Here is a 22,130-nt window from a genome sequence, read left to right on the forward strand (position 1 = left end):
TAACTTTTAACAACCTAAGCTGATTTTTTCGATTTACCTAGCTTGGTGGCAAAAGCTGTGACCTTCTGATAGCCCGTCGGTAGAATTCGCTGAATCAGATCGATGGTTTTGGCATCATTACCAATCAGCAGACGGCGTTTATCTTTCTGCACTGCATCCAGAATCTGACGTGCCGCTTCTTCAGGTGGACAACGCAGTAATTTATTGAAGCTACGTGCAGACTTTTCAGGATTCATACCTAAGGCTTTTAGGCTGTCATTCATTTTGGCCGCGTTGGCAATGTTGGTACGAATACCACCAGGATGTACACACAGCGCGCTAACACCGCAGTTTTCGATATCCAGTTCCTGACGTAAGGATTCGGTAAAGCCACGTACTGCAAACTTGGTGGCGTTATAGCCAGATTGTGTTGGCTGTGCAGTTAGACCAAACAGACTGGAAATATTGATGATATGACCATCGCCCGTCTTCTTGATCAGTGGCAGGAATTCCTTGGTACCATACACCACGCCCCAGAAGTTGACGCCAACAATCCATTCCAGCTCGTCATAACTCGCGCCTTCTACAGTCGAACCTAAAGCCACACCAGCATTGTTGAAGATCATATTCACGCTGCCATGGTCCTGTTCCACCTCAGTCGCCCAAGTACGCATTTCTTCAAGATTCGCGACATTCACCTTTTTGATCGTTACACGTACATTAGAATCTTTTAACAGCTCAACCGTTTTCGCCAGACCCTCTTCATTGACATCGCTTAATGCCAGATGACAGCCCTGTTTCGCCAATAAAACTGCCAATTGCTGACCAATACCAGAACCGGCACCGGTAATCGCAGCAACTTTATTATTAAAATTTTTCATAAGTTTCCCTTATCGATAAAACTGCCTGCCCGGACAGTATTTCTTGTTCTGTCGTGCTTCTCATGCAGTAATTCTCCTCAATATAGTTTTGACAATACTCATTGTCAATCATGATGACTTGTCTATTCAGGACAATCCAGATTGATGATCAAGGACATAGGTCTAAGTGGAATTTATTGGTAAGATATCTAAAATTTCGGTGCTTATGAGCTTAATCATTCCATGACCAATTCGGTAATTCCTGAGAAAAAACAACAAAAAGCAGTGGCGAAGGAACGTCAGTTTAAAGGTCTGTCTATGGCTGAACGCCAGCAGGCACGCCGGGAAAAGCTGATTGAAGCCGGTATTCAGGCTTACGGTACACATGGTTTTTTTTCTGTAACTGTCAAAGATATCTGTACTGAAGCCAAGCTGACCGAACGCTATTTCTATGAATCTTTCAAGAAAAGTGAGCATCTGTTTCAGACCATCTTCCTGAAATTGATCGATGAATTACAGCAAAATGTCATGCAGGCAATGATGCAAGCCTCTTCTGATCCTAAAAAGATGATCGAAGCTGGTCTGACTGCCCTGCTCACTACCTTGCGAGATAATCCACGTATGGCTCGGATTATTTATATCGATGCCATGCTGGTGCAGGAACTGCATAATCAGGCCACCATTCACGAAACCATGGGGCGTTTTGACCGCATGATTCAGGCCTTTGTCATGCTGATGATGCCGAATCTGAGCCGTTCCGAGCGGGAAATTTCTCTGGTATCGACAGGCTTAAATGGTTATGTCACCCAGATCGCGATTCGCTGGGTCATGAGCGGTTTTAAACAGTCCATGGAAGAGGTCTTGTCCTCATGTAGTATTGTCTTCCTGGCCCTATTTGAATCTTTTTCAGATAAGAAATAAGGTTTAGAGCAATTATTTTTTAATTTCTCTTTTAGTTTTCAATCGAGTGTTATTGCAGATATTTTTCTTCTATTCAGCAACTTAAATTGTCACAAATCTTTGCGAAAGCAGCGCAAGTATCCCTTTCTGCAATGATACTGTCATAATTAATCTTTGTAATAGGCTCGTCATAAATATAAAACGGTCCACCGTTGACTTATAGGAAATGCGCTGTGAAAGATGACTACATTTTAATCGTCGATGATGAGCTTCCAATTCGGGAAATGATCCATACGGCACTGGATATGGCAGGCTTTAATTGTCTAGAAGCAGAAGATGCCAAACAGGCCCATCAAATGATTGTAGATCAGCGTCCAGCATTGATCCTGCTGGACTGGATGATGCCCGGTGGAGTTAGCGGCGTAGACTTATGCCGTCGCCTGAAACGCGATGAAACCCTGTCAGAAATCCCAGTCATTATGCTCACTGCACGGGGCGAAGAAGATCATAAGGTTCAAGGTCTGGATGCTGGTGCAGATGACTACATGACCAAGCCATTTTCTACCCGCGAACTGGTATCTCGTATCAAAGCCGTACTGCGCCGTACCAATAGCTTGAATGGTGAAAAAAGTATTGAAGCCAATGGCTTGCTACTTGATCCTGCAAGCCAGCGTGTCAGCTTTAATGATACTATCCTGGATATGGGTCCGACCGAATATCGTCTGCTGGCCTTCTTCATGACCCATCCAGAACGTGCCTATACTCGTGCCCAGCTTCTGGATCAGGTTTGGGGTGGCAATGTATATATTGAAGACCGGACCATTGATGTGCATATCCGTCGCCTGCGCAAAGTGCTGGAACCGTATGGTGCCGACCGTTATGTACAGACTGTACGCGGAACCGGCTACCGCTTTTCGACCCGTATTGATGTTGCACTCGGTTAATTTGACTTAGGTAAAGCCTGCTTTATGTATAAACCCTACCCTGTTCCTGAAATGGCCCGTGGGCATAAACTGCCAAGCTCCAATAGCTTATGGGACTTTGCCAAGCAGGATTTACGCCTTCTGGCCTTTTTCCTGTTGATCGGTAGCCTGATTGGTTATGGGATCGGGTATTTCTGGGTCTGTATCGTACTGGCTTTTGTGGCATTTTTTATCACACAGATACGCTCCCTCTACTTGGTCAATGACTGGATTTCCAATCGTCCTTATGACGTACCACCCAAGATCAATGGCATCTGGGGTGCTCTGCTATTCAATGTCTATCAGGCCCAGCGTCAGGAACGCATTGTACAGGCGGAGATGGTCGAGCTGATTGATCGTGCCCAGTCTTCTCTAGGCGCGCTACAGGAAGCCGTGGTACTGATCGATGAAAATCAGCAGATTGAATGGTGGAATCCAGCGGCTGAACGTCTGCTCGGTATCAGTGCTGAAGATAAAAGCCGTAATATTCTGAGTTTACTGTCTCAGCCAAATTTCATTGATTATTATCATCATATTGATGATGCGCCTGACGGTCTCAAGATTCAGTCTTCAATTCTTGAAGGCCATTATGTACAGGTCAAGATGACCCGCTTTGGGGGAGAAAGCCGCGTCTTGGTCGCTTATGATGTGACCCGGATGCATAATCTGGAACAGATGCGCAAAGACTTTGTTGACAACATTTCACATGAGCTACGTACGCCTTTAACGGTTCTCAGTGGTTATATCGAAACCTTTACCGATCAGGAAGATATCAGTCCACGCTGGAAACGTGCTTTTGACCAGATGCAATCTCAGACCCGACGTATGAATGCCTTGGTCAATGACTTGTTGCTCCTGTCTCGTCTAGAAAATGACGAAAATATTGCCAAGAATCAGATTATTGACATGCCTACTCTGATGAACCAGCTATTTGATGATGCCCAAGCCTATAACGCAGACTATGGCCACACCTTAAATCTGGATATTGACAGCCATTGTGATCTGATTGGTTCCGATATGGAAATTGCCAGTGCTTTCAGCAACCTGATCACCAATGCGATTAAATATACGCCAAAAGGTGGTACGGTGACTATGGGCTGGCATGATGATGGTGAATCGGCTTACTTTGTGGTGGAAGATACCGGAATCGGGATTGACCCGAAACACGTGCCGCGCCTGACTGAACGGTTCTATCGCATCGATTCTGACCGTAGCCGACGTACTGGCGGCACAGGTCTTGGACTCGCGATTGTAAAGCATGTACTGATGCAACATCAGGCACAGCTAGAGATTGATTCTCGTGAAAATCAGGGCTCTACTTTCAAAGTTATTTTCCCGAAGGAACGCTTAAGTTTTCCAGACTGATTGAAACGATATCCCAATAAAAAGGTGCCTTTTGGCACCTTTATTTTTGATGGGTGGTTAACTCAATACTTCTTCTTTGGACATAGCCCGGAAATAGGCGGGACGATGGGATAACCGTTCCAGATAGGCTTCAATCGCCGGATAACGTTTACCAGTACGAGTCTGAATAGCATCTAATGGAAAACTCATTTGAATATCAGCAAAACTAAATCGACCAGCAAAATATTCATTCTCGCCCAAGTAGTTTTCCAGATACTGAATATGATCTTTAAGACGCGGCTGTACAAACTTACTCTTAATCCCACTGGTAATCTGTCGCGCCATAGGACGCAGCAAAAATGGCGTATGCTTCTCAACGGAGTTCATGACCAGATGCATGACCAGCAGCGGCATTAGTGAGCCTTCGGCATAATGCATCCAGTACCGGTACTGCTGCTTGGTGGTGGCATTGAGCGGCTGAAACTCCATGCCGACATCATAGGTTTCCTGCAAATATTGTAAAATCACTGCAGATTCTACCAGCACCTGATCACCATCAATCAGGATCGGTGCCTTCCCTAATGGATGAATCATCTTCAACTCTGAAGGGGCAGAAAAGTTAGGCAACCGTTTATGGAACTTGATTTCATAATCTAGCCCCAATTCCTCCAGTGCCCATAAAATACGGAACGATCGGGACTGCTCAAGATGGTGTAGGATACGCATGTTAGGCTCTTTTGTTATTGTCGTGTTATTGCCTATTCAGCATAACAAAAAGTGCCTGGTTCTGGTGAAATGCTTTACGAATTACATTACATTTCAATTAACCTCATTTACATACGGCGAGATCAAAGTAATGTGGTTCGGATCTCCAGACTCCGTAGCAAAGTTTTAGTCACTGGAGTTTTTTGACAAATTTCCAGAATTTTTTGCTGTAATCCTTCATCTAATGGGTTTTGAAAACTTAAACGTCGTTCGATCCATTCCTGCCCTTCCCGATTGGTAAAGAAATCAGCTTCAATCTGAAACTCTCCCAACTCCAGCTCTTTATGCCTGGCATACATACGCAAGGTAATCATGGTGCAGGAAATCAAACCTGCCAGCAGAAAATCATAAGGTGCAGGACCACGATCCTGACCACCAAAAGCTTCCGGTTTATCGGTCAGATATTGGTGATTGCCATGACTGATCTGCCCCTGCCACGGTGTTTCCAGACTATGTACACCAGCACTTGCAATAATAGCCATTTCTTCTTCCTTATTTTATGGTTATCCATTTATTTTGAAGGACGCATGTGATCCGGGAAAGCAGGTGCTTCAAGTCGTGGTCCCTCATAGGCAGGAATCGAGCCAAATCGCTCATGCTCTGCAATCCATTGCTCACGTGCCATTTTCAATTCTTCAGTCGTGCGGCCAACAAAGTTCCACCACAGCAAAATCGGGTTTTCAAAAGGTTCGCCCCCTAGCAACAGTACACGACTTCCAGCATGAATCTCGACATGTACCTGTTCCAGACCCGGTTCCAGAATCACCATATTATCTTCAGTCAGTTCATGCCCGTTGATACTAGCAGTCCCTTCCAGTGCCAGAAAACCATATTCAAATTTAGGATGAAGCGGTAATACTGCCTGGGTGCTTTCAGCTGCATACAGGTCCACCCCGAGCAGTTCACTATGCACCTTTACTGGAGATGCTTCCTTCAGATATTCTCCGACCAGTACCGTGAACTCAATGCCCTGATCTTCAACCACAGGTAATTCTGGATAATGATCAAACGCGGGCGCCATATTGACCATATCATCTGGCAAAGCGATCCAGAGCTGTGCGGCATGCATCTTGGTTTCAGTTTCAGGCGCAACTTCAGAATGGGAAATGCCATAACCAGCGGTCATCAGATTGACCTGACGCGGACGTAGCAACTGCGCACTGCCCAGACTGTCATGATGCATCATGGTGCCTTCAATCATCCAGGTAAAAGTCTGCAGACCAATATGTGGATGCGGTCCCACATCCAGGCCATCTCCCTGTGGGAAATGCGCAGGTCCGGCATGATCCAGAAAACACCATGCCCCGATCATGCGTTTATGCCGACTTGGTAACGCACGTTTGATTACAGTCCCCTGACCAATTTCAGCGCGGCGTAATGGAAATTCTGCAATGAACTGATTGACATACTTAGTGCAATCATCTGAATTGAAAAGTTCGATATCATTATTATTCGACATGTTTTGGCTCACTCGGCTGGATTAACAGATCATAGCAATTTAGATTGGTGAAAAAAGCGCTACTTTCAGGATTATGCTTATCATATTTGAAACAATCTTTAACTTTAGCTGTCTGATCTGTACTTGATCTGATTTCTTGTTTTCATGGGTACTTGGGATCTTGAATCTATCCTTAAAATTCAAGGTCACGATTATGCAAAGATCACCCCAATCATTTTTAGCATTTTCCATTTTAATAAGCTGTAATTTACACATGCTGCAACAAACAATTATCCCTGATTGTTTCACGTGAAACAGGATTAAATTATAATTTTATTAAATAAAATCAAATAATTAATTCAATAATATCTTAGTTTTGGCTTTCCCCTGTTACAGATAAAATGTTTTGTTACTTTTTCCTTCTCCATACGTCGCAATCTACCCGATTGACTATAGCTTCCTGCCCCCTAAATTTGCTCATAATATGGGCGAATTCTTAAAGGATTGGAAAATGACGACTGTCGATGGCAGGATGCATGCAAATACGCAGGCTTCCTTGCAGAGTTTCAATAGGCATTCTTTGGAGCAATTGCAAGCTTCCGAGAATGACCTGAAGAACCGTCAGGTGCTAGAAGATGCACTTGTGGATCGGCACGCCCATATTCCTGTGCAATTCCAGTCACATTTTTATGACTATCTGTACCGGCATAACTGCCATAGTCTGCGTCAGATCCACCTACTGGCACAGTTGGTGTTCTTGCTATATTTCTTTGCCGATATCTTTATTATCCCTGACCTGATGATGGTTTCAGGGTTTACTCGGGTGACTTTGGTCTTGGCCGTTTGGATCGTCTGTGAACTGTTGTTTCAATACAGTCAGGACATTCGTCTACTCGATCTGATCCTGCCGATAGGGACGACACTTTGCGCTGGCGTATGGATCCTGTTCCTGCTCTCTTCTACCAGCCCGCATGTAGCAAATTATTTATATGCCGCATCCATTTTTATTCTGATTACCAATCTCTGCATCAAGGTTCAATTTAAGGTTGCACTGTATTGTTCGGTCCTAATCAGCCTGCTGGTTCTGATCGCGATGACCCAGCTGATGACCTTATCGGAAGCTTTTATCTTTATCGTTGTGTTTAGCCCAGTGTTGCTGTTTAGCTTATATTTTAACTGGAACAATATCCTGCATACCCGTCGTGCATTTATCCGTACCCTGTTAGATGAATGGAACTACCATATGGTGCGTAATCTCGCCCATACTGATGAACTCACCCAACTCTATAACCGCCGGCATTTTGTTCATCTGGCAGAAAACTATATTCATGACTGGCCAAGATACTCGAGTACCTGCCTGCTGATGTTTGACGTGGACCATTTCAAGCAGATCAATGATAACTATGGCCATGATGTTGGGGATCGGGTACTGCAGTTGATTGCAGATACAGCGCGTAAGGAAATGCGCCATAGTGATGTACTGGCACGCTTTGGTGGTGAGGAATTTATTATCTTGCTGTCCGATACACAGTTGCAGGATGCCTTGGTGATCGCCGAGCGCATTCGTAATTCAATTCAGCAGCAGTATCTCTATGCCCAGCCTAAGCTTGTACTGAAATTTACGGTTTCAATTGGTATTGCGGAATTGGAATCCCCTACCCAGGATCTGGATGACCTGATTAAAAAAGCAGATGTGGCACTTTATGCTGCCAAGAAGAGTGGACGCAACCGAACTGAGGTTTATCATCCAGATATGAGTTCACCATTTCAATCTGATTCACAGAATTTTTATAATGAAAAATATATTAACTTATGATCCATCATAAAAGTGACTTAAACACATGAACGGTAAATCCAACCTATCTCAGGTTTTTTCCTTTTTATTCATCACCTTTTTTTGTAACCGAACATATTTATTGTAGATGACTACTTTTAAAGTGAATTTTTAAGGAATAGAATAAAATTCATACACTATTTAATGTATAAAGAATTTTATTTTCTTATGGGGAAGGCTGAATGCCACAGGAATATCATAAGGAGTCACGTCTTCTGATTCAGCAGGCGCTTAAAGATCCTCTGGTTCGTATTCCTCAGCCATTAAAATCTGCCTATTATTCCCACCAAAAAAAGCTGCATCTGAGATATCTGCTACAGGTGAATCTGTTTGCACAGTTTGCTTATGCTTCTTATACCTTTGCGGATATTTATGTACTTCGTGACATCCATACCCTGTTGCTTGTGACCAAACTGGGTTTTACCTCAGTCATGACCCTGATCACTGTGTGGATGTACCAGTATAGCCGGAATTTAGCACTCTTTGATCTATTGCTACCCACTTCGATAATTGGTGCCAGTGCGGTCTGGTTTTTTAATTTAAATCAGTCAGAAAGCCCTTATAACCTGATCTATCAATATTCCTCTCTAATCTTTATCGTTCTGGCAAATTTAAGTGTACATATCCGTTTCAAGCCTTCCCTGATTATCTCAGCCCTGATTACCCTCATGATATATATCGGTGTGTATTTCAATGTTAAAGGTGATCTGCAACAGCTGGTTCTGTTTTCTCTAATTTACTTGCCGGTGCTCAGTTTTAGTATCTATATCAGCTGGAATTCAACGCTTAAATCTCGGCTTGTATTTTTACAACATACCTTGAATGAATATAACCGTCAGGCTTTTGAGCATATGGCGCATACTGATTCCTTAACAGGATTAAATAACCGTCGCTTCTTTGAATATTTGGCTCAGCAACATATAGCACATACGCTTGAACAAGAAACACCGAATCCAAGTTCACTCATTGTGTTTGACGTCGATCATTTTAAAAAGATTAATGATAACTATGGTCATGATATTGGCGACCGGGTACTGCAAATTATTGCGGAAACGGCCCAAAGTGAAATGCGAGATACTGATATTCTGGCGCGTTATGGCGGGGAAGAGTTTATTGCCCTGCTTCCTGATACGCATCTGGATGATGCTCTGAAAATTGCTGATTGTTTAAGGCAGCGTATTGAACAGGCAGAGGTGTTTCTTGATCAAGGTCAGTCCTTAAAGTTCACTATTTCAGTAGGTGCTGCAATTCTGAAAACCTGTGAAACTGACCTGTATACCGTCATTAAACAGGCGGATATCGCGCTGTATCAGGCCAAGGCCAATGGAAGGAATCGAGTAGAGCAATATGATCCCTTAATCAATCCTAATGTCGTACTGCAGCCACAAGGCTCATGGAATAAGGATCGAAATATGAAATTGGCTCAAGAATAAAGCAGGGTATAAAAAAGAGCGCCGAAGCGCTCTTTTTTTGAAATATTCAGATTACCCTGAATAGCCTCGAACATAGTTCTCGGCGTAATTTAGGCAAGAAGTTTCACTTCTTGAAATCCCTAAATTATTCCCATTCAATCGTTGCAGGTGGTTTAGACGATACGTCATAAACAACACGAGAAACTTCAGCAATTTCGTTCATGATACGAGTCGAAATCTTGTCAACCAAGTCGTATGGAAGATGTGCAAAACGAGCTGTCATGAAGTCTACAGTTTCAACTGCACGAAGTGCGATCACCCATGCATAACGACGGCCATCACCCACTACACCAACAGATTTCACAGGTTGGAATACCGCGAATGCCTGTGCAGTTTTGTCATACCAGCCACTTGCACGAAGTTCTTGCATGAAGATGTCATCTGCTAAACGAAGAATGTCAGCATATTCTTTTTTCACTTCACCCAGAATACGAACACCTAGACCTGGGCCTGGGAATGGATGACGGTAAAGCATTTCAAAAGGAAGACCTAAAGTGGTACCTAATTTACGTACTTCATCTTTGAACAGGTCACGGATTGGTTCAACCAGTTCAAATGCTAGATCTTCTGGTAAACCGCCCACATTGTGGTGCGATTTAATCACGTGTGCTTTACCATTTTTAGTTGCAGCAGATTCAATCACGTCAGGGTAAATCGTACCTTGCGCAAGGAAGTTCACGCCATCCAGCTTACGTGCTTCTTCAGCGAATACTTCGATGAACTCACGACCAATGATTTTACGTTTTTTCTCAGGATCAACTTCACCAGCAAGTGCAGACAAGAAACGATCTTCAGCATCAGCACGAATCACACGGATACCCATGTTTTTCGCAAACATATCCATCACTTGCTCGCCTTCGTTCAAACGAAGAAGACCATTATCTACGAATACGCAAGTCAACTGGTCGCCAATTGCACGGTGTAAAAGTGCAGCAACAACTGATGAATCCACACCGCCAGAAAGACCTAGCAATACTTTCTGATCACCAATCTGTTCACGAAGCTGTTCAACACGAAGGTCGATGATGTTTTCAGAGTTCCACAGACTGCGGCAACCACAGATATTGTGAACGAAGTTAGACAGTAACTCTTTACCTTTAGCAGTATGAGTTACTTCCGGGTGGAACTGAATACCATAGAAACGGCGTTTTTCATCAGACACCATTGCTACCGGGCAGCTTGGTGTGCTGGCAGTAATCTGGAAGCCTTCTGGAATCTGAGTCACTTTGTCACCGTGGCTCATCCAGACTTTCAATTTGTCTGCTGAATCTTCAAGATCGCCAATAAGACCATCACGGATTTGAATGTCTACTTCTGCATAGCCAAATTCATGTACTGTACCTGGCTCAACTTTACCGCCAAGTTGTGCAGACATGGTTTGCAGACCGTAGCAAATACCCAATACAGGAACGCCCAAGTTGAACACAACTTCTGGCGCACGCGGGCTACCTTCTTCGTGAACGCTCTCAGGACCACCTGACAAGATGATACCGTTTGGATTAAATGCACGAATGTCTTCTTCAGACATGTCATAGGCAAACATTTCAGAATATACGCCAGACTCACGTACGCGACGTGCGATCAATTGGCTATATTGAGAACCGAAATCCAAAATCAGGATACGATCTTCAGTGATTTGAGTATTGGTAGTCATGACAAACAACTATAGAAAGGCAAACGAAAGATAAGCGCCGTATTCTATCATTTTTCGCTGCATTAAGCACACTATTCGCGCAAGGCTGATATTTACTTGATCGGATGATGATTCAGGGAAAATGAAATGCTCATTTTCAAGCTATTCTGAAGAGGATGATAATTGTATAAATGGGTTCTGGATATCCTCCACTGACTAGAATAGAGGATATCGGCTTTTAAGATTTTATATTGTGATTAAATCAGAGCAATAAGGCTTTACTTCCAGCGCTTATCATTACATTAATTCTGGTTATACCACTGTCATTGCTCTTTACTACCTGATATTTTTTCCAGTTTCTCGACATCAATAATGGTTGAGTTATCACTTTGGGTATCAACTTCACCCATGATGTTGACCTGATCACCTGCTTTCAAATGAAGAGGTTTCCACACTTCATCATCTACATCGATTTCGATAGATCCACTACGATCTTTAAATTGAAAATGATCACCTCTTATTCGTTTAACAATGACACCTGATAAGGTGACCGCTGTTTCATCTACCAGCTGTTTTGCTTGCGCAACACTCACTGTATTTTGAGCCGCGTTCCTTAACATTTCAGCTTCACGCTGCCCGGCCCAAGATGCGGTAGCAAACATGGTACTGGTGAGAAACACAACCAATAACATTTGCTTCATGATTGATTTCACTATTGTAGTTTCATCAGGTGTTATTGAAGCAGAATTCACGCATTTTATATGCGGCTTTTGAGTTGTTGCTCTGTTCAAAAATGCAGTAATAAATATATTTTTGTAGAAAAAACCCTGCCAGGGTACAGGGCTTTGCAGACGGGTTTTATTTCACTCGCTCAATCTGAATGACATCAATAGCGGTGGGTTCATCACTATAAGTATCAACTTCACCCAAAATGCGCACCTGATCACCAGCCTTCAGGCGTAAAGCTTTCCATTGGTCATCATCGACCTCAATAATAATGGAACCGGTTTTATCTTTGAACTCGAATTCATCGCTTTGGGTGGCAAGCTGTCTGACGATCTGGCCATGTAGGATCACGCCTGTCTCATCACTAAGCTGTTGAGCCTGAGCAACCGTGACTACATTCCTTTTTGCTTCATTTAAAATCTCCTGATCCATTTTGCCCAAAGGGATGAACTTGCAACAGCAATAAATGCACTCAATAGCATATATTTTTTCATGTTTTAGCCCTCCGTTTTCTGTATTTGCTTAATGAGCAAAGCAAAATAACTGTGCAGCTTGTGCAGAAATTATGTATTTGCGCGATTCGTCATATATCCAGTGATGAGTTAAATGTTGCGTTGTGATCCAGTGTTGCGGGTCACCAGATAGTCCAGACTAAAGCGTCCTGCACCATGCAGAAACAGGAATAACAGCCCGCCTGTCATGGCAATATTTTTCATCAGGTGAATAATCTCCTCCTCTGCACCATGAAAGATAAATCCACAGATAAAAGTAAAGACTGCCAGCGCCAGTGCCGCTAAACGTGCCTGAAAGCCGAACAGGATTGCCAGTCCACCGACACCCACCAGAAGAATGCTCAGTGGCAGCAATTCACTGGGTACATTAAATGATTCCATATAGCCCGCCGTGGTACCATAGTTCTGGATCTTCATCCAGGCTGAACCAATAAAAATAAAGGAGATAAGTGCACGTGCCACCAGATTAATCAGTGCTTCAGTGGTGGGGGTGAGAAAGATTTTTTGTAAGGTCAAATCGGGATTAAGCATGGGAGTCACCTATTGGTTTTTATTTTAATGGCCTATCCATGCTATGCCTGTTTCTTAAGGGCTTCAAAAATAATTTGTAAGCTAACTTATAAGCTCAAACTTCGAGAAGCGAGCTGGTAATTTATTTATGTTTTGGTACTGACTTTCCAGTCTTGGACTGTTAGCATTTCAGCACACTTTTGCTTGTACTGGCGCCATGGAACTGCTTGATTTTATCCTACACGTAGATGACCATCTGCTTGAATTCATCACCAATTATGGGGTGTGGATTTATGCCATTCTTTTCCTGATTATCTTTGTAGAAACGGGACTGGTAGTCATGCCTTTCCTGCCGGGTGACAGCTTGCTGTTTGCTGCGGGGGCACTTGCAGCATCTACTGGAGCCATGGATCCATGGATACTGATTCCGCTTCTGTTCGTGGCAGCAGTATTAGGCGATACCTTGAACTATCATATTGGCAAGCTCATCGGACCGCGTGTCTTTGAGATCGAATCGCGCTTTATCAATAAAAAACACCTTTTAGCCACCCAGCAATTTTTTGCCAAACATGGGGGTAAGACCATTATTTTTGCCCGTTTCGTGCCTTTTGCCCGCACCTTTGCTCCTTTTGTGGCTGGTGCTGGCAGTATGAATTACAAGTATTTCCTGAGCTATAACGTGATTGGTGGTTTCTTGTGGATCAGCTCTTTTGTGATCTTGGGTTATCTGTTTGGAAATATGCCAATCGTTAAAGATAACTTTACCTATCTGATCTTTGGCATCATTATTATTAGTGTATTGCCAGGCATTTTTGGTTTTATTCAGCAAAAGCTGAAAAAGAACAAAATGGCTTAAATTCTCATAAGTGCTGGATTCAGTTAAATACACTGATAATCAGCGGAATCAGGCAGAGCAGCAAAAACAGGACCGACCCTTTATATACCAGGTCGGTTTTTATTTTCTCAGACTCCCCAGCTAGAATTGCCTGACCGAACGCCATCCAGAAGACAAATACCGGCTATGTCACCAGACTGAATATCGCAAAGAACAGCACGAAATTGGTTGGGTTTTCCCAGGTCGCCATGGGAAAAATACCGGAAGCAAACAACGCCGCTTTAGGATTCTTTAAAGTTGCAGTAAACATTTGCCAAGGCCGGATCATCGGATGCCTAGAATTATGCTGCTCCAGCTGCTTGGCTTTAAACAGCCGGAAAGTCATCCAGCCTACGGTAATGGTGCTTAGTATATGCAGCATGCCCTGGAAATTAGGCCAGATCGGGACTGCAAGATGAATCAGCAAGGCCCAGACATTAATGACATAGAAGTAACCCAGCAGAATGGCGGGTATATATAAACTGGTTCTAGCCTGACCATGTTGATGTGCAGCACAACCAGTGCATTGCCTGGTCCCGGAATCATCAATACTGCAATCACAGCCAAAATAAATAGCCAGTTTTCGATCATACGCAAATTTACCGCAAAGAATGGCGCAACATTAACGAATTTGACCAACATATAACAATATGAAAATGCTCATAAATTTGTTTCGAGCAGTCATTCCATTCGGCTTTCTAGCAAAATAATGACCCTTCCCAAAATGCGATGCTAAAAAATGCCGACCTCAGTCAGCATTTTCATTTCTCATCTTCATCATTATTTTTTGGGTACAGTCTGGCGAATGATCAGTGGGCAGCTCTTATAACGCGCTGCCTGCACAATTGCTTCCTGCTCCCCTAAAAGACGTGCCAGTTCGGTCTTTTTGGTATTGGAAGACTGGCCCATATTGACTGAAATACTCGGCCCAATACCCCAACCACTATGGCTGCCCCAGCCGCCACCAACACCGACGCCTACACCAACACCCGTTCGTTTCGGCACTTGTACACCGCTGTCGATATACTGCTGGATACGATTGTATTCACCTTGCAGCTGACCGCAGTCATAGGACTGATATTGGGTTGGCGACACATAGGTCGGCTTGACGGTCGTAGCACAGGCACTTAACAATGCCAGGCCCACTACGCCAAGACTGAATTTCACGAGTTTCATGCTGTAATCATCAATTTTATTTTTGCTCAATCTCATTGAACAACGATTGATAGGCCTGAGTCAATTTATGATCAGTTGCCAAATGAATTAAGGGCTGATTTTTCTGGTGTGATTCCTTCATGATGACCGATGGCGGCAGCATGTTAGCTAATACCGGCAAGCCCTCATCTTTCAGCTGTTGCACCACATCACGTGGCAGCTTGGCCTGCGCCTGAAACTGATTAACCACAATCCCTTCAATTTCCAGACGGTCATTATGGTCGTCCTGGGTTTCGATGACATTTTCAATCAGGGTATGCAGGGCACGTTTGGAGAATACATCACAGTCAAAAGGAATCAGCACCCGATCTGCTGCAATGAGAGCCGATAAAGTAAAGAAATTGAAGGCCGGTGGCGTATCAATAAATACCCGTTCATACTGACCTGTTAACTGTTGCAAGGCATCACGTAGTTTATAAATCTTATGTTTGGATTCCAGCGCATGTGCCAATGTACCTAGACTTGGACTGGCTGGAATCACATCCAGATGTTTAAACGGTGACTGGTGCACATAGCTTTCCAGGCCTTTAGCGCGCGTTTTCAGAATTGAGCCGATGGCATTGCCAATCAGACCCTTGTTCTGCTGGCTGCCCAGCACTTCATCAAAATAGTTTTCAATATTGGGTTCTAATGCCGGCTTATCCCCTGAATAGGTCGCATCGTCGCCAAGCAGATACTGGCTGGAATTGGCCTGTGGATCGAGGTCAATGAGCAGGGTTTTATGCCCCTGATGTGCACTGATTGCTGCCAGATTCACAGCAATACTCGACTTCCCCACGCCACCTTTTTGGTTAAACACCACACGTGTACGCATTAAAACCCCCTATTATTTTTATCAATCTATTTAAATTTGGCCAAACAAGATGATGTTATTTTCTAGCCAAAAGTTGGCTTAATCATCACCAGCGCCATAATTGCAGCTAATGAAATAATTGCAATAACCAGGCCAGCACGACGCTGTACCAGTAGGACAGAATCATCTTTTTTATAGGCTTTCATCAAGGATGAAACCAGTACCAGGAATAAAATGACCTTGGCATAGAACCAGGGCTGTACTTCAAAGTTTTTCATGACTAGCGCAATGACACCTGTCACAGCAATCACAGCAAGTGCCAGATGCTGCAAAGCAACAAATAGCTTGCGTGCAACCGGATTAGGTAAATTACCCTGTGTACCAACAAACAAGGTAAATGCACGTGCCAGAATCGCGATAATTGCCAGACTGGCCGCAGACATATGGATAATCTTGACTAATAATTGGGTTTCCATATGTTCCTCTTAGTTTTTCGGGGCATGTGCACATTCAGGACTGGTCGTATCCTGACCGACCCACTCTGCTGGAACAAAAGCATGGATGGCTAATGCATGGATTTTTTCTGGACTCAGTAAATCACCTACTGCGGCATAGACTTTCTGATGGCGCTGCACCTGACGCAGGCCTGCAAAAGCTTCACTAACAATTACCGCTTTAAAGTGTGATTCCTTACCCGGGTAATAGCCACCATGACCAGAAGACTCATTTACCACCTCAAGATGAGATGGAGAGAGGGTAGCCAGACGTTCCCTTAATTGTTGTTCAATACTCATGGCCTTCTCCGCAACTACAATACAAATGATTCAAATTCTATTCAGTATACCCTGTTCTGTCCGGAGTTTTACTGTCCTCAAGGAGAGTTAAAGGTTGCCAAGGCGCTGTTTTAACAAAATTTTGCATAAATTTTGTCGATTTATATCGCTGGATCGGCTGAATTGATTTTATTTTATGCAAACGGTGCAAGATTTTTCATAAAGTTATTGACCCTGTTTTTGCATGCTGTATTATACACGGCATGCGGGAATAGCTCAGTTGGTAGAGCACAACCTTGCCAAGGTTGGGGTCGCGAGTTCGAGTCTCGTTTCCCGCTCCAAATTCTTTTTTGTTTAGTTTTTTAATAGTAAAAAATTATTCGACCCTGCGGGAATAGCTCAGTTGGTAGAGCACAACCTTGCCAAGGTTGGGGTCGCGAGTTCGAGTCTCGTTTCCCGCTCCAGATTCAAAAAGCCCTGATCGAAAGATTGGGGCTTTTTTATTTTCAGACTATTTGGTCAAGGAAAATAATAAACAAGCAGTTTATAGACATCTGTTTCCACCACAGCGAACTCTTGCTTCCCCCTCAGTCATTCTGTTCTGATGCGCTGTTTAGATTTAAAATTCAGGTGATCAGCTCCTCATGAGAAAGTGCTGTTTTTTTATTTGACGTCCGTGTAGAAATATCTAAATATAAAACCCAAACAAGAATTTAAGAGAAAATAATGACAACAAAAATAGAGATAAATTATCAACCCGATATTTTAGGTGTGGGTTATGAACAGGCCACCTTAGATCTTCCGAATGATTATGAAGGTCAGGTAGTAGCAACATTGGTCCGCAAGAAAGTCGCTGAGCCAACTAAAAAAGCGGTGCTGTATATCCATGGCTTTATCGACTATTTTTTCCAGACTGAAATGGCAGAGCGTTTCAATGAGCAGGGTTTTGACTTCTATGCCCTGGATCTGCGTAAATATGGCCGCTCCTATCTGCCCCATCAGAAATACTATAACGTCCATAGCCTGTCGGAATATGATGCAGAAATTACTGAAGCTTTAAATATTATTGCTCAGGAAGAGCATGAGGCCGTGTTGCTTTGCGGACATTCGACGGGTGGTTTAACCACAACCTTGTATGCCGCACATCATCCTGATCATCCATTGATTAAAGCGCTCTGGGCCAACAGTCCCTTTTATGACTTCAATATGAGTCGTCTGGAAAAGAAATTTGCCATTCCTCGAATGGCAGCCATGGGCAAACGTTTTCCAAACTTGCTATTCCCAAGTCGTCTGAATAAATGGTATGTCCCGAGTTTACATGCCAGCCATCATGGAGAATGGGACTTTAACCTCGAATGGAAAAAAGTCCGCTATCCAATGGTACGCTTGAGCTTTGTACATGCCATTCATGAAGCCCAAAAAGAACTGCATCAAGGCATTCAGTTAAGCATTCCTGTCTTGATCATGCACTCCCATCAGACCACTTATCCACGAAAATTTAATCGTCATGCACAAAGCAGCGATGTGATCCTGGAAGTGCAGGACATGATTCAGCATGCCAGAAAAATATCAGGTGATGTCACTTTATGTGAAATTCATAACGGCTTGCATGACTTGGTACTGTCAGAAAAAGCGGTGCGAGAACAGGTCTATCAACAACTGTTTGAGTGGTTACAAACAAAAGGACTTTGACCAGTTCGTAACGCTAATAATTTGCCAAATAGTGGGAAGGAAAATAATAAATGACCTTCCCCAAAATTTAATTAAAGAATTTTAATTTAGCATCAGCTGATTGTTATTTTTCAATCAGCTTATATGTGAGAAATATCATGTTTTAACCTTTTAAAACTTTAATCTATTTAACCTAATAAACTGATTTTTATTAAAAATAATAAAATCTTCTTATACCCCGCTTGTTACCTTTTGTAGCACGCTTGTAAACCCTCGACATACCGTCAGATTTGCTCTTTATATTAGCTATAACCATTCATTCCAAGATGAGTCTTCGTCTCTCACATTTATTTCTCTCACAGCTATAACAATCAATCAAAGGACAACAATATGCGTTACGCAGATCCAAATACCGACGGTTCAAAAATCCAGTTTAAAGGACAATACGAAAACTTTATTGGTGGTAAATGGGTACCGCCTGTCAAAGGTGAATACTTTGATAATATTTCCCCGGTCGATGGTAAAGCCTTTACTAAAGTACCGCGCTCCAGTGCCGAGGATATTGAACTCGCACTCGATGCAGCCCATGCTGCCAAAGCACAATGGAATAGTTCATCACCTACTACACGTTCAAATATTTTATTAAAAATTGCCGATCGTTTAGAGGAAAATCTTGAACTGCTTGCTGTTGCAGAAACTTGGGACAACGGTAAACCGATTCGTGAAACACTGAATGCCGACATTCCACTGTGTATCGACCACTTCCGTTATTTTGCAGGTTGTATTCGCGCACAGGAAGGCGGCATTTCCGAGATTGATGAAGACACTATTGCCTATCACTTCCATGAACCACTGGGCGTGGTCGGTCAAATCATTCCATGGAACTTCCCCATCCTCATGGCAGCATGGAAACTGGCTCCGGCTTTAGCTGCTGGTAACTGTATTGTGCTGAAACCTGCGGAACAAACCCCAGTCAGTATTTTAGTTCTGGTTGAATTAATTCAGGATCTTTTGCCACCAGGTGTACTGAATATTGTGAATGGTTATGGCGTTGAGGTGGGTCGTCCACTGGCAACCAATCCGCGTATTTCTAAGATTGCATTTACTGGCTCAACAGCAGTCGGTCAGCTGATCATGCAATATGCGACTGAAAATATTATTCCAGTGACCTTGGAACTTGGTGGTAAATCACCGAACCTGTTCTTTGCAGATGTGATGGATCAAGAGGATGAATACCTAGACAAAGCCCTAGAAGGTTTTACCATGTTTGCCCTGAATCAGGGGGAAATTTGTACCTGTCCATCGCGTGCCTTGGTACAGGAAAGTATTGCAGACAAATTCCTGGAACGCGCGGTTGAGCGTGTGAAGCGTATTAAGACCGGTCATCCACTGGATACCGACACCATGATTGGCGCACAGGCATCGCAAGAACAGCAAGATAAAATCTTGGGTTGTATCGCCACAGGTCGTGAAGAAGGTGCCGAGGTCTTGCTTGGCGGTGGTGAACGTCAGGAAGTCGGACAAGGCTTCTATATTGAACCGACCATCTTTAAAGGTACCAATGACATGAAAACTTTCCAGGAAGAAATTTTTGGACCTGTGCTTGCTGTCGCCACCTTTAAAGACTTTGATGATGCCATCAAAATTGCCAATGACACCATTTATGGTCTAGGTGCAGGTGTGTGGTCACGTTCAGCACATACCTCTTATCGTGCTGGTCGTGCCATTCAAGCTGGTCGGGTATGGACCAACTGTTATCACATTTACCCTGCCCATGCGGCATTCGGTGGTTATAAAAAATCAGGGATTGGACGCGAAAACCATAAAATGATGCTCGATCATTATCAACAAACCAAAAACTTGCTGGTCAGTTACTCGACCAAGCCTGCCGGTTTCTTCTAAAAATTTGAAGTTAAAAAAAGCGAACGTTTGGTTCGCTTTTTTATTTTTTAAGCTTTAGGCTGATATGTACTAAATCTTTGCAATCCAAAAGTATGTCTGATGTTATCCAAAACTTACTATATCTTTATTTTCCATAATGATTGATTTTTTTATGATTTTTAAATGAATAAAAAAAATACAGAAATTAAAAACTTCCTTATAAAGTCGGCTTTCTTTGCTGAAAAAGACTGTGTATAACAATGGTCAACTTAGGGAAACCAATAAGCATAGGCAAAATTGCTCAAAAAGCGTTAGACTATGCAACCAATAATGTCATGATTCGGTCTGAACAAGATCAAAAAAAGAAGGTGAAGGTTGATGCCGCTCAATACAGTTGAAGAGCTTGTAGCAGATATCCGTGCAGGAAAGATGGTCATCCTGATGGATGATGAAGATCGTGAAAATGAAGGCGATTTAGTCATTGCTGCCACACACGTGCGTCCTGAAGACATCAACTTTATGATCACCCATGCTCGCGGTTTAGTGTGTTTGACTTTAAGTAAAGAACGTTGCCAACAGTTGAACCTTCCACTAATGGTAGATGCTAATGGCGCTCAACACGGTACTAACTTCACCTTATCGATTGAAGCAGCCGAAGGCATTTCGACAGGGATTTCACCTGCAGAGCGTGCGCATACAATTCAAACAGCCGTGGCTGCACATGCTAAACCTGCAGACATCGTACAACCGGGTCATATCTTCCCATTGATGGCACAGCCAGGTGGTGTCCTGCACCGCGCAGGTCATACCGAAGCAGGTTGCGATTTATCGCGTCTTGCAGGTCTTGAGCCTGCATCAGTGATTTGTGAAATCATCAATGAAGATGGCACCATGGCGCGTCGCCCGGACCTTGAAGTCTTTGCTGAAAAACATGGCTTGAAAATTGGTACGATTGCCGACCTTATTCATTACCGTATGACCAATGAGCAGACGGTTGAACGTTTAGATCAACAAACCATTGATACCGAATACGGTACCTTTGATCTGTATCGTTACCGCGAACTCGGTAACCCTGATATTCATGTAGCACTGGTAAAAGGTGAGCCGAAAGAAGGCGTTACCACGGTTCGTGTCCACGGCTTTAATCCAACACGTGACCTCTTAAAACTGAATAAACAAGACGGCGAACCGGCCTGGAATTTGGACAAAGCACTCAAAGAAATTGCAAGCAGTGATCGCGGTGTCCTGGTTTGGATTGGTCAACGTCATTTACAAGATCTAGGCCCTGCGCTTGATACTTTAAAAGCACCGAAAAATGTAAAATCCAATGCTGCTCTATCTCAGCAGTACCAAACGATTGGTGTGGGCGCACAAATTTTGCGTGATCTAGGCGTCGAAAAAATGAAGCTGCTCAGCTCACCATTACGCTTTAATGCATTATCAGGTTTTAATTTAGAAGTGGTGGAATACATCACCGCACAACACACATCTTAAGATAAGAATCGAGGTTATTATGGCTGTTCGCCGTATTGAAGGTATGTTACATCTCGCGAACGAAGACCGTTATGCGATTTTAGTTGGTCGTTTTAATAGCTTTGTTGTTGAGCATCTGTTAGAAGGTGCCATTGATACATTGAAACGTCATGGTGTATCAGAGGATAATATCACTGTCGTTCATGCACCTGGTGCCTGGGAACTTCCGATCGTTGCGAAAAAACTTGCAGCGACTGGTAATTTCGATGCCATCATTGCTTTAGGCGCTGTGATTCGTGGTAGCACACCGCACTTCGATTTCGTGGCAGGTGAATGTGCCAAAGGTTTAGGCGTAGTTGGTCTAGACGCTGGTCTTCCTGTCATTAATGGCGTACTCACTACGGATAGTATTGAACAAGCGATTGAACGCTCTGGAACAAAAGCAGGCAATAAAGGTAGTGAAGCTGCCTTGACTGCGATTGAAATGGTTAACTTGTTAAAGGCTATTTAAGGCT

The 22,130-nt window shown here is 43.3% G+C and carries 21 protein-coding genes, 2 tRNA genes and 2 pseudogenes; 12 read left to right on the forward strand and 13 right to left on the reverse strand.

Annotated elements, in window-relative coordinates:
* Positions 1-14 precede the first annotated feature (14 nt).
* Positions 15-860, reverse strand: a complete 846-nt coding sequence (locus tag IHE35_RS14015) for an SDR family NAD(P)-dependent oxidoreductase (protein ID WP_242788187.1) — start codon at positions 858-860, stop codon at positions 15-17.
* Between the two features lie 222 nt (positions 861-1,082).
* On the opposite strand from IHE35_RS14015, the gene IHE35_RS14020 reads away from it, so the two are divergent.
* The 3 genes from IHE35_RS14020 to phoR all read left to right on the forward strand — a co-directional run bounded on the left by IHE35_RS14020 (position 1,083) and on the right by phoR (position 4,066).
* Positions 1,083-1,760: a TetR family transcriptional regulator gene (locus IHE35_RS14020; RefSeq protein ID WP_242788189.1), complete on the forward strand. Its 678-nt coding sequence runs from the start codon at positions 1,083-1,085 to the stop codon at positions 1,758-1,760.
* A 212-nt stretch (positions 1,761-1,972) separates the two neighbouring features.
* Complete coding sequence (phoB, locus tag IHE35_RS14025; RefSeq protein WP_242788191.1) at positions 1,973-2,683, forward strand: phosphate regulon transcriptional regulator PhoB; 711 nt, start codon at positions 1,973-1,975, stop codon at positions 2,681-2,683.
* A 24-nt stretch (positions 2,684-2,707) separates the two neighbouring features.
* A complete protein-coding gene (gene phoR / locus IHE35_RS14030) occupies positions 2,708-4,066 on the forward strand; it encodes a phosphate regulon sensor histidine kinase PhoR (protein ID WP_242788193.1) in 1,359 nt (452 codons plus the stop codon).
* Positions 4,067-4,123: 57 nt separating this feature from the next.
* On the opposite strand, the gene IHE35_RS14035 is transcribed toward phoR, so the two are convergent.
* The 3 genes from IHE35_RS14035 to IHE35_RS14045 form a co-directional block, all read right to left on the reverse strand.
* On the reverse strand, positions 4,124-4,771 hold the full coding sequence (locus IHE35_RS14035; RefSeq protein ID WP_242788194.1) for a glutathione S-transferase: 648 nt from the start codon (positions 4,769-4,771) through the stop codon (positions 4,124-4,126).
* A gap of 122 nt (positions 4,772-4,893) precedes the next feature.
* Positions 4,894-5,292, reverse strand: coding sequence for an OsmC family protein (locus IHE35_RS14040; protein ID WP_242788195.1), 399 nt, complete (start codon positions 5,290-5,292; stop codon positions 4,894-4,896).
* A 29-nt stretch (positions 5,293-5,321) separates the two neighbouring features.
* Complete coding sequence (locus IHE35_RS14045) at positions 5,322-6,269, reverse strand: pirin family protein (protein ID WP_242788196.1); 948 nt, start codon at positions 6,267-6,269, stop codon at positions 5,322-5,324.
* 490 nt (positions 6,270-6,759) lie between these two features.
* Here IHE35_RS14045 and IHE35_RS14050 point away from each other — a divergent pair, with 490 nt between their 5' ends.
* Positions 6,760-8,064 carry a GGDEF domain-containing protein gene (locus tag IHE35_RS14050; protein WP_242788197.1) on the forward strand — a complete coding sequence of 435 codons (1,305 nt, stop codon included), beginning with the start codon at positions 6,760-6,762 and terminating at the stop codon, positions 8,062-8,064.
* A 200-nt stretch (positions 8,065-8,264) separates the two neighbouring features.
* Entirely contained in the window at positions 8,265-9,515 is a 1,251-nt protein-coding gene (locus IHE35_RS14055) for a GGDEF domain-containing protein (RefSeq protein ID WP_242788198.1), read from the forward strand.
* A 124-nt stretch (positions 9,516-9,639) separates the two neighbouring features.
* On the opposite strand, the gene guaA is transcribed toward IHE35_RS14055, so the two are convergent.
* The 4 genes and pseudogenes from guaA to IHE35_RS14075 all read right to left on the reverse strand — a co-directional run bounded on the left by guaA (position 9,640) and on the right by IHE35_RS14075 (position 12,956).
* Positions 9,640-11,208 carry a glutamine-hydrolyzing GMP synthase gene (gene guaA / locus IHE35_RS14060; RefSeq protein WP_242788199.1) on the reverse strand — a complete coding sequence of 523 codons (1,569 nt, stop codon included), beginning with the start codon at positions 11,206-11,208 and terminating at the stop codon, positions 9,640-9,642.
* A gap of 302 nt (positions 11,209-11,510) precedes the next feature.
* Positions 11,511-11,888: a NirD/YgiW/YdeI family stress tolerance protein gene (locus IHE35_RS14065; protein ID WP_242788200.1), complete on the reverse strand. Its 378-nt coding sequence runs from the start codon at positions 11,886-11,888 to the stop codon at positions 11,511-11,513.
* 157 nt (positions 11,889-12,045) lie between these two features.
* Positions 12,046-12,407, reverse strand: a pseudogene (locus tag IHE35_RS14070) (NirD/YgiW/YdeI family stress tolerance protein).
* A gap of 108 nt (positions 12,408-12,515) precedes the next feature.
* Positions 12,516-12,956, reverse strand: coding sequence for a DoxX family protein (locus IHE35_RS14075; protein ID WP_242788202.1), 441 nt, complete (start codon positions 12,954-12,956; stop codon positions 12,516-12,518).
* A 196-nt stretch (positions 12,957-13,152) separates the two neighbouring features.
* On the opposite strand from IHE35_RS14075, the gene IHE35_RS14080 reads away from it, so the two are divergent.
* Complete coding sequence (locus tag IHE35_RS14080) at positions 13,153-13,791, forward strand: DedA family protein (protein WP_242788204.1); 639 nt, start codon at positions 13,153-13,155, stop codon at positions 13,789-13,791.
* A 19-nt stretch (positions 13,792-13,810) separates the two neighbouring features.
* Here the strand turns inward: IHE35_RS14080 and IHE35_RS14085 are convergent.
* From IHE35_RS14085 to IHE35_RS14105, 5 genes and pseudogenes are all read right to left on the reverse strand, one after another.
* A pseudogene (locus IHE35_RS14085) lies at positions 13,811-14,400 on the reverse strand (threonine transporter RhtB).
* 189 nt (positions 14,401-14,589) lie between these two features.
* A complete protein-coding gene (locus IHE35_RS14090; protein ID WP_242788205.1) occupies positions 14,590-14,985 on the reverse strand; it encodes a hypothetical protein in 396 nt (131 codons plus the stop codon).
* Between the two features lie 16 nt (positions 14,986-15,001).
* Positions 15,002-15,838 carry a ParA family protein gene (locus IHE35_RS14095; RefSeq protein WP_242788207.1) on the reverse strand — a complete coding sequence of 279 codons (837 nt, stop codon included), beginning with the start codon at positions 15,836-15,838 and terminating at the stop codon, positions 15,002-15,004.
* Positions 15,839-15,900: 62 nt separating this feature from the next.
* Positions 15,901-16,293, reverse strand: coding sequence for a SirB2 family protein (locus IHE35_RS14100; RefSeq protein ID WP_242788208.1), 393 nt, complete (start codon positions 16,291-16,293; stop codon positions 15,901-15,903).
* Positions 16,294-16,302: 9 nt separating this feature from the next.
* Positions 16,303-16,611: a BolA family protein gene (locus IHE35_RS14105; RefSeq protein ID WP_242788209.1), complete on the reverse strand. Its 309-nt coding sequence runs from the start codon at positions 16,609-16,611 to the stop codon at positions 16,303-16,305.
* 244 nt (positions 16,612-16,855) lie between these two features.
* Between IHE35_RS14105 and IHE35_RS14110 the strand changes: the two genes are divergently transcribed.
* The 6 genes from IHE35_RS14110 to ribE all read left to right on the forward strand — a co-directional run bounded on the left by IHE35_RS14110 (position 16,856) and on the right by ribE (position 22,126).
* Positions 16,856-16,931 (forward strand) — tRNA-Gly (locus tag IHE35_RS14110).
* A gap of 47 nt (positions 16,932-16,978) precedes the next feature.
* Positions 16,979-17,054: transfer RNA gene (locus IHE35_RS14115), tRNA-Gly, on the forward strand.
* Positions 17,055-17,316: 262 nt separating this feature from the next.
* A complete protein-coding gene (locus IHE35_RS14120) occupies positions 17,317-18,282 on the forward strand; it encodes an alpha/beta hydrolase (protein WP_242788210.1) in 966 nt (321 codons plus the stop codon).
* A gap of 369 nt (positions 18,283-18,651) precedes the next feature.
* Positions 18,652-20,163: an aldehyde dehydrogenase family protein gene (locus IHE35_RS14125; RefSeq protein WP_242788211.1), complete on the forward strand. Its 1,512-nt coding sequence runs from the start codon at positions 18,652-18,654 to the stop codon at positions 20,161-20,163.
* A gap of 357 nt (positions 20,164-20,520) precedes the next feature.
* Positions 20,521-21,636 (forward strand): bifunctional 3,4-dihydroxy-2-butanone-4-phosphate synthase/GTP cyclohydrolase II, encoded by a 1,116-nt coding sequence (ribBA, locus tag IHE35_RS14130; RefSeq protein WP_242788212.1) that lies wholly within the window; start codon positions 20,521-20,523, stop codon positions 21,634-21,636.
* A 19-nt stretch (positions 21,637-21,655) separates the two neighbouring features.
* Positions 21,656-22,126 (forward strand): 6,7-dimethyl-8-ribityllumazine synthase, encoded by a 471-nt coding sequence (gene ribE, locus IHE35_RS14135; protein WP_242788213.1) that lies wholly within the window; start codon positions 21,656-21,658, stop codon positions 22,124-22,126.
* The last annotated feature ends 4 nt before the right edge of the window (positions 22,127-22,130 follow it).

This window comes from Acinetobacter sp. ASP199, assembly GCF_022700675.1.
Classification (GTDB): Bacteria; Pseudomonadota; Gammaproteobacteria; order Pseudomonadales; family Moraxellaceae; genus Acinetobacter.

Coding starts and splice junctions, on each gene's coding strand:
- IHE35_RS14075 (WP_242788202.1), bottom strand. CDS start 12,956: ATGCTTAATCCCGATTTGACCTTACAAAAAATCTTTCTCACCCCCACC.
- IHE35_RS14035 (WP_242788194.1), bottom strand. CDS start 4,771: ATGCGTATCCTACACCATCTTGAGCAGTCCCGATCGTTCCGTATTTTA.
- IHE35_RS14015 (WP_242788187.1), bottom strand. CDS start 860: ATGAAAAATTTTAATAATAAAGTTGCTGCGATTACCGGTGCCGGTTCT.
- IHE35_RS14100 (WP_242788208.1), bottom strand. CDS start 16,293: ATGGAAACCCAATTATTAGTCAAGATTATCCATATGTCTGCGGCCAGT.
- IHE35_RS14055 (WP_242788198.1), top strand. CDS start 8,265: ATGCCACAGGAATATCATAAGGAGTCACGTCTTCTGATTCAGCAGGCG.
- IHE35_RS14065 (WP_242788200.1), bottom strand. CDS start 11,888: ATGAAGCAAATGTTATTGGTTGTGTTTCTCACCAGTACCATGTTTGCT.
- phoR (WP_242788193.1), top strand. CDS start 2,708: ATGTATAAACCCTACCCTGTTCCTGAAATGGCCCGTGGGCATAAACTG.
- IHE35_RS14045 (WP_242788196.1), bottom strand. CDS start 6,269: ATGTCGAATAATAATGATATCGAACTTTTCAATTCAGATGATTGCACT.
- ribBA (WP_242788212.1), top strand. CDS start 20,521: ATGCCGCTCAATACAGTTGAAGAGCTTGTAGCAGATATCCGTGCAGGA.
- IHE35_RS14105 (WP_242788209.1), bottom strand. CDS start 16,611: ATGAGTATTGAACAACAATTAAGGGAACGTCTGGCTACCCTCTCTCCA.
- IHE35_RS14125 (WP_242788211.1), top strand. CDS start 18,652: ATGCGTTACGCAGATCCAAATACCGACGGTTCAAAAATCCAGTTTAAA.
- IHE35_RS14040 (WP_242788195.1), bottom strand. CDS start 5,292: ATGGCTATTATTGCAAGTGCTGGTGTACATAGTCTGGAAACACCGTGG.
- ribE (WP_242788213.1), top strand. CDS start 21,656: ATGGCTGTTCGCCGTATTGAAGGTATGTTACATCTCGCGAACGAAGAC.
- IHE35_RS14120 (WP_242788210.1), top strand. CDS start 17,317: ATGACAACAAAAATAGAGATAAATTATCAACCCGATATTTTAGGTGTG.
- IHE35_RS14095 (WP_242788207.1), bottom strand. CDS start 15,838: ATGCGTACACGTGTGGTGTTTAACCAAAAAGGTGGCGTGGGGAAGTCG.
- guaA (WP_242788199.1), bottom strand. CDS start 11,208: ATGACTACCAATACTCAAATCACTGAAGATCGTATCCTGATTTTGGAT.
- IHE35_RS14050 (WP_242788197.1), top strand. CDS start 6,760: ATGACGACTGTCGATGGCAGGATGCATGCAAATACGCAGGCTTCCTTG.
- IHE35_RS14090 (WP_242788205.1), bottom strand. CDS start 14,985: ATGAAACTCGTGAAATTCAGTCTTGGCGTAGTGGGCCTGGCATTGTTA.
- IHE35_RS14020 (WP_242788189.1), top strand. CDS start 1,083: ATGACCAATTCGGTAATTCCTGAGAAAAAACAACAAAAAGCAGTGGCG.
- IHE35_RS14080 (WP_242788204.1), top strand. CDS start 13,153: ATGGAACTGCTTGATTTTATCCTACACGTAGATGACCATCTGCTTGAA.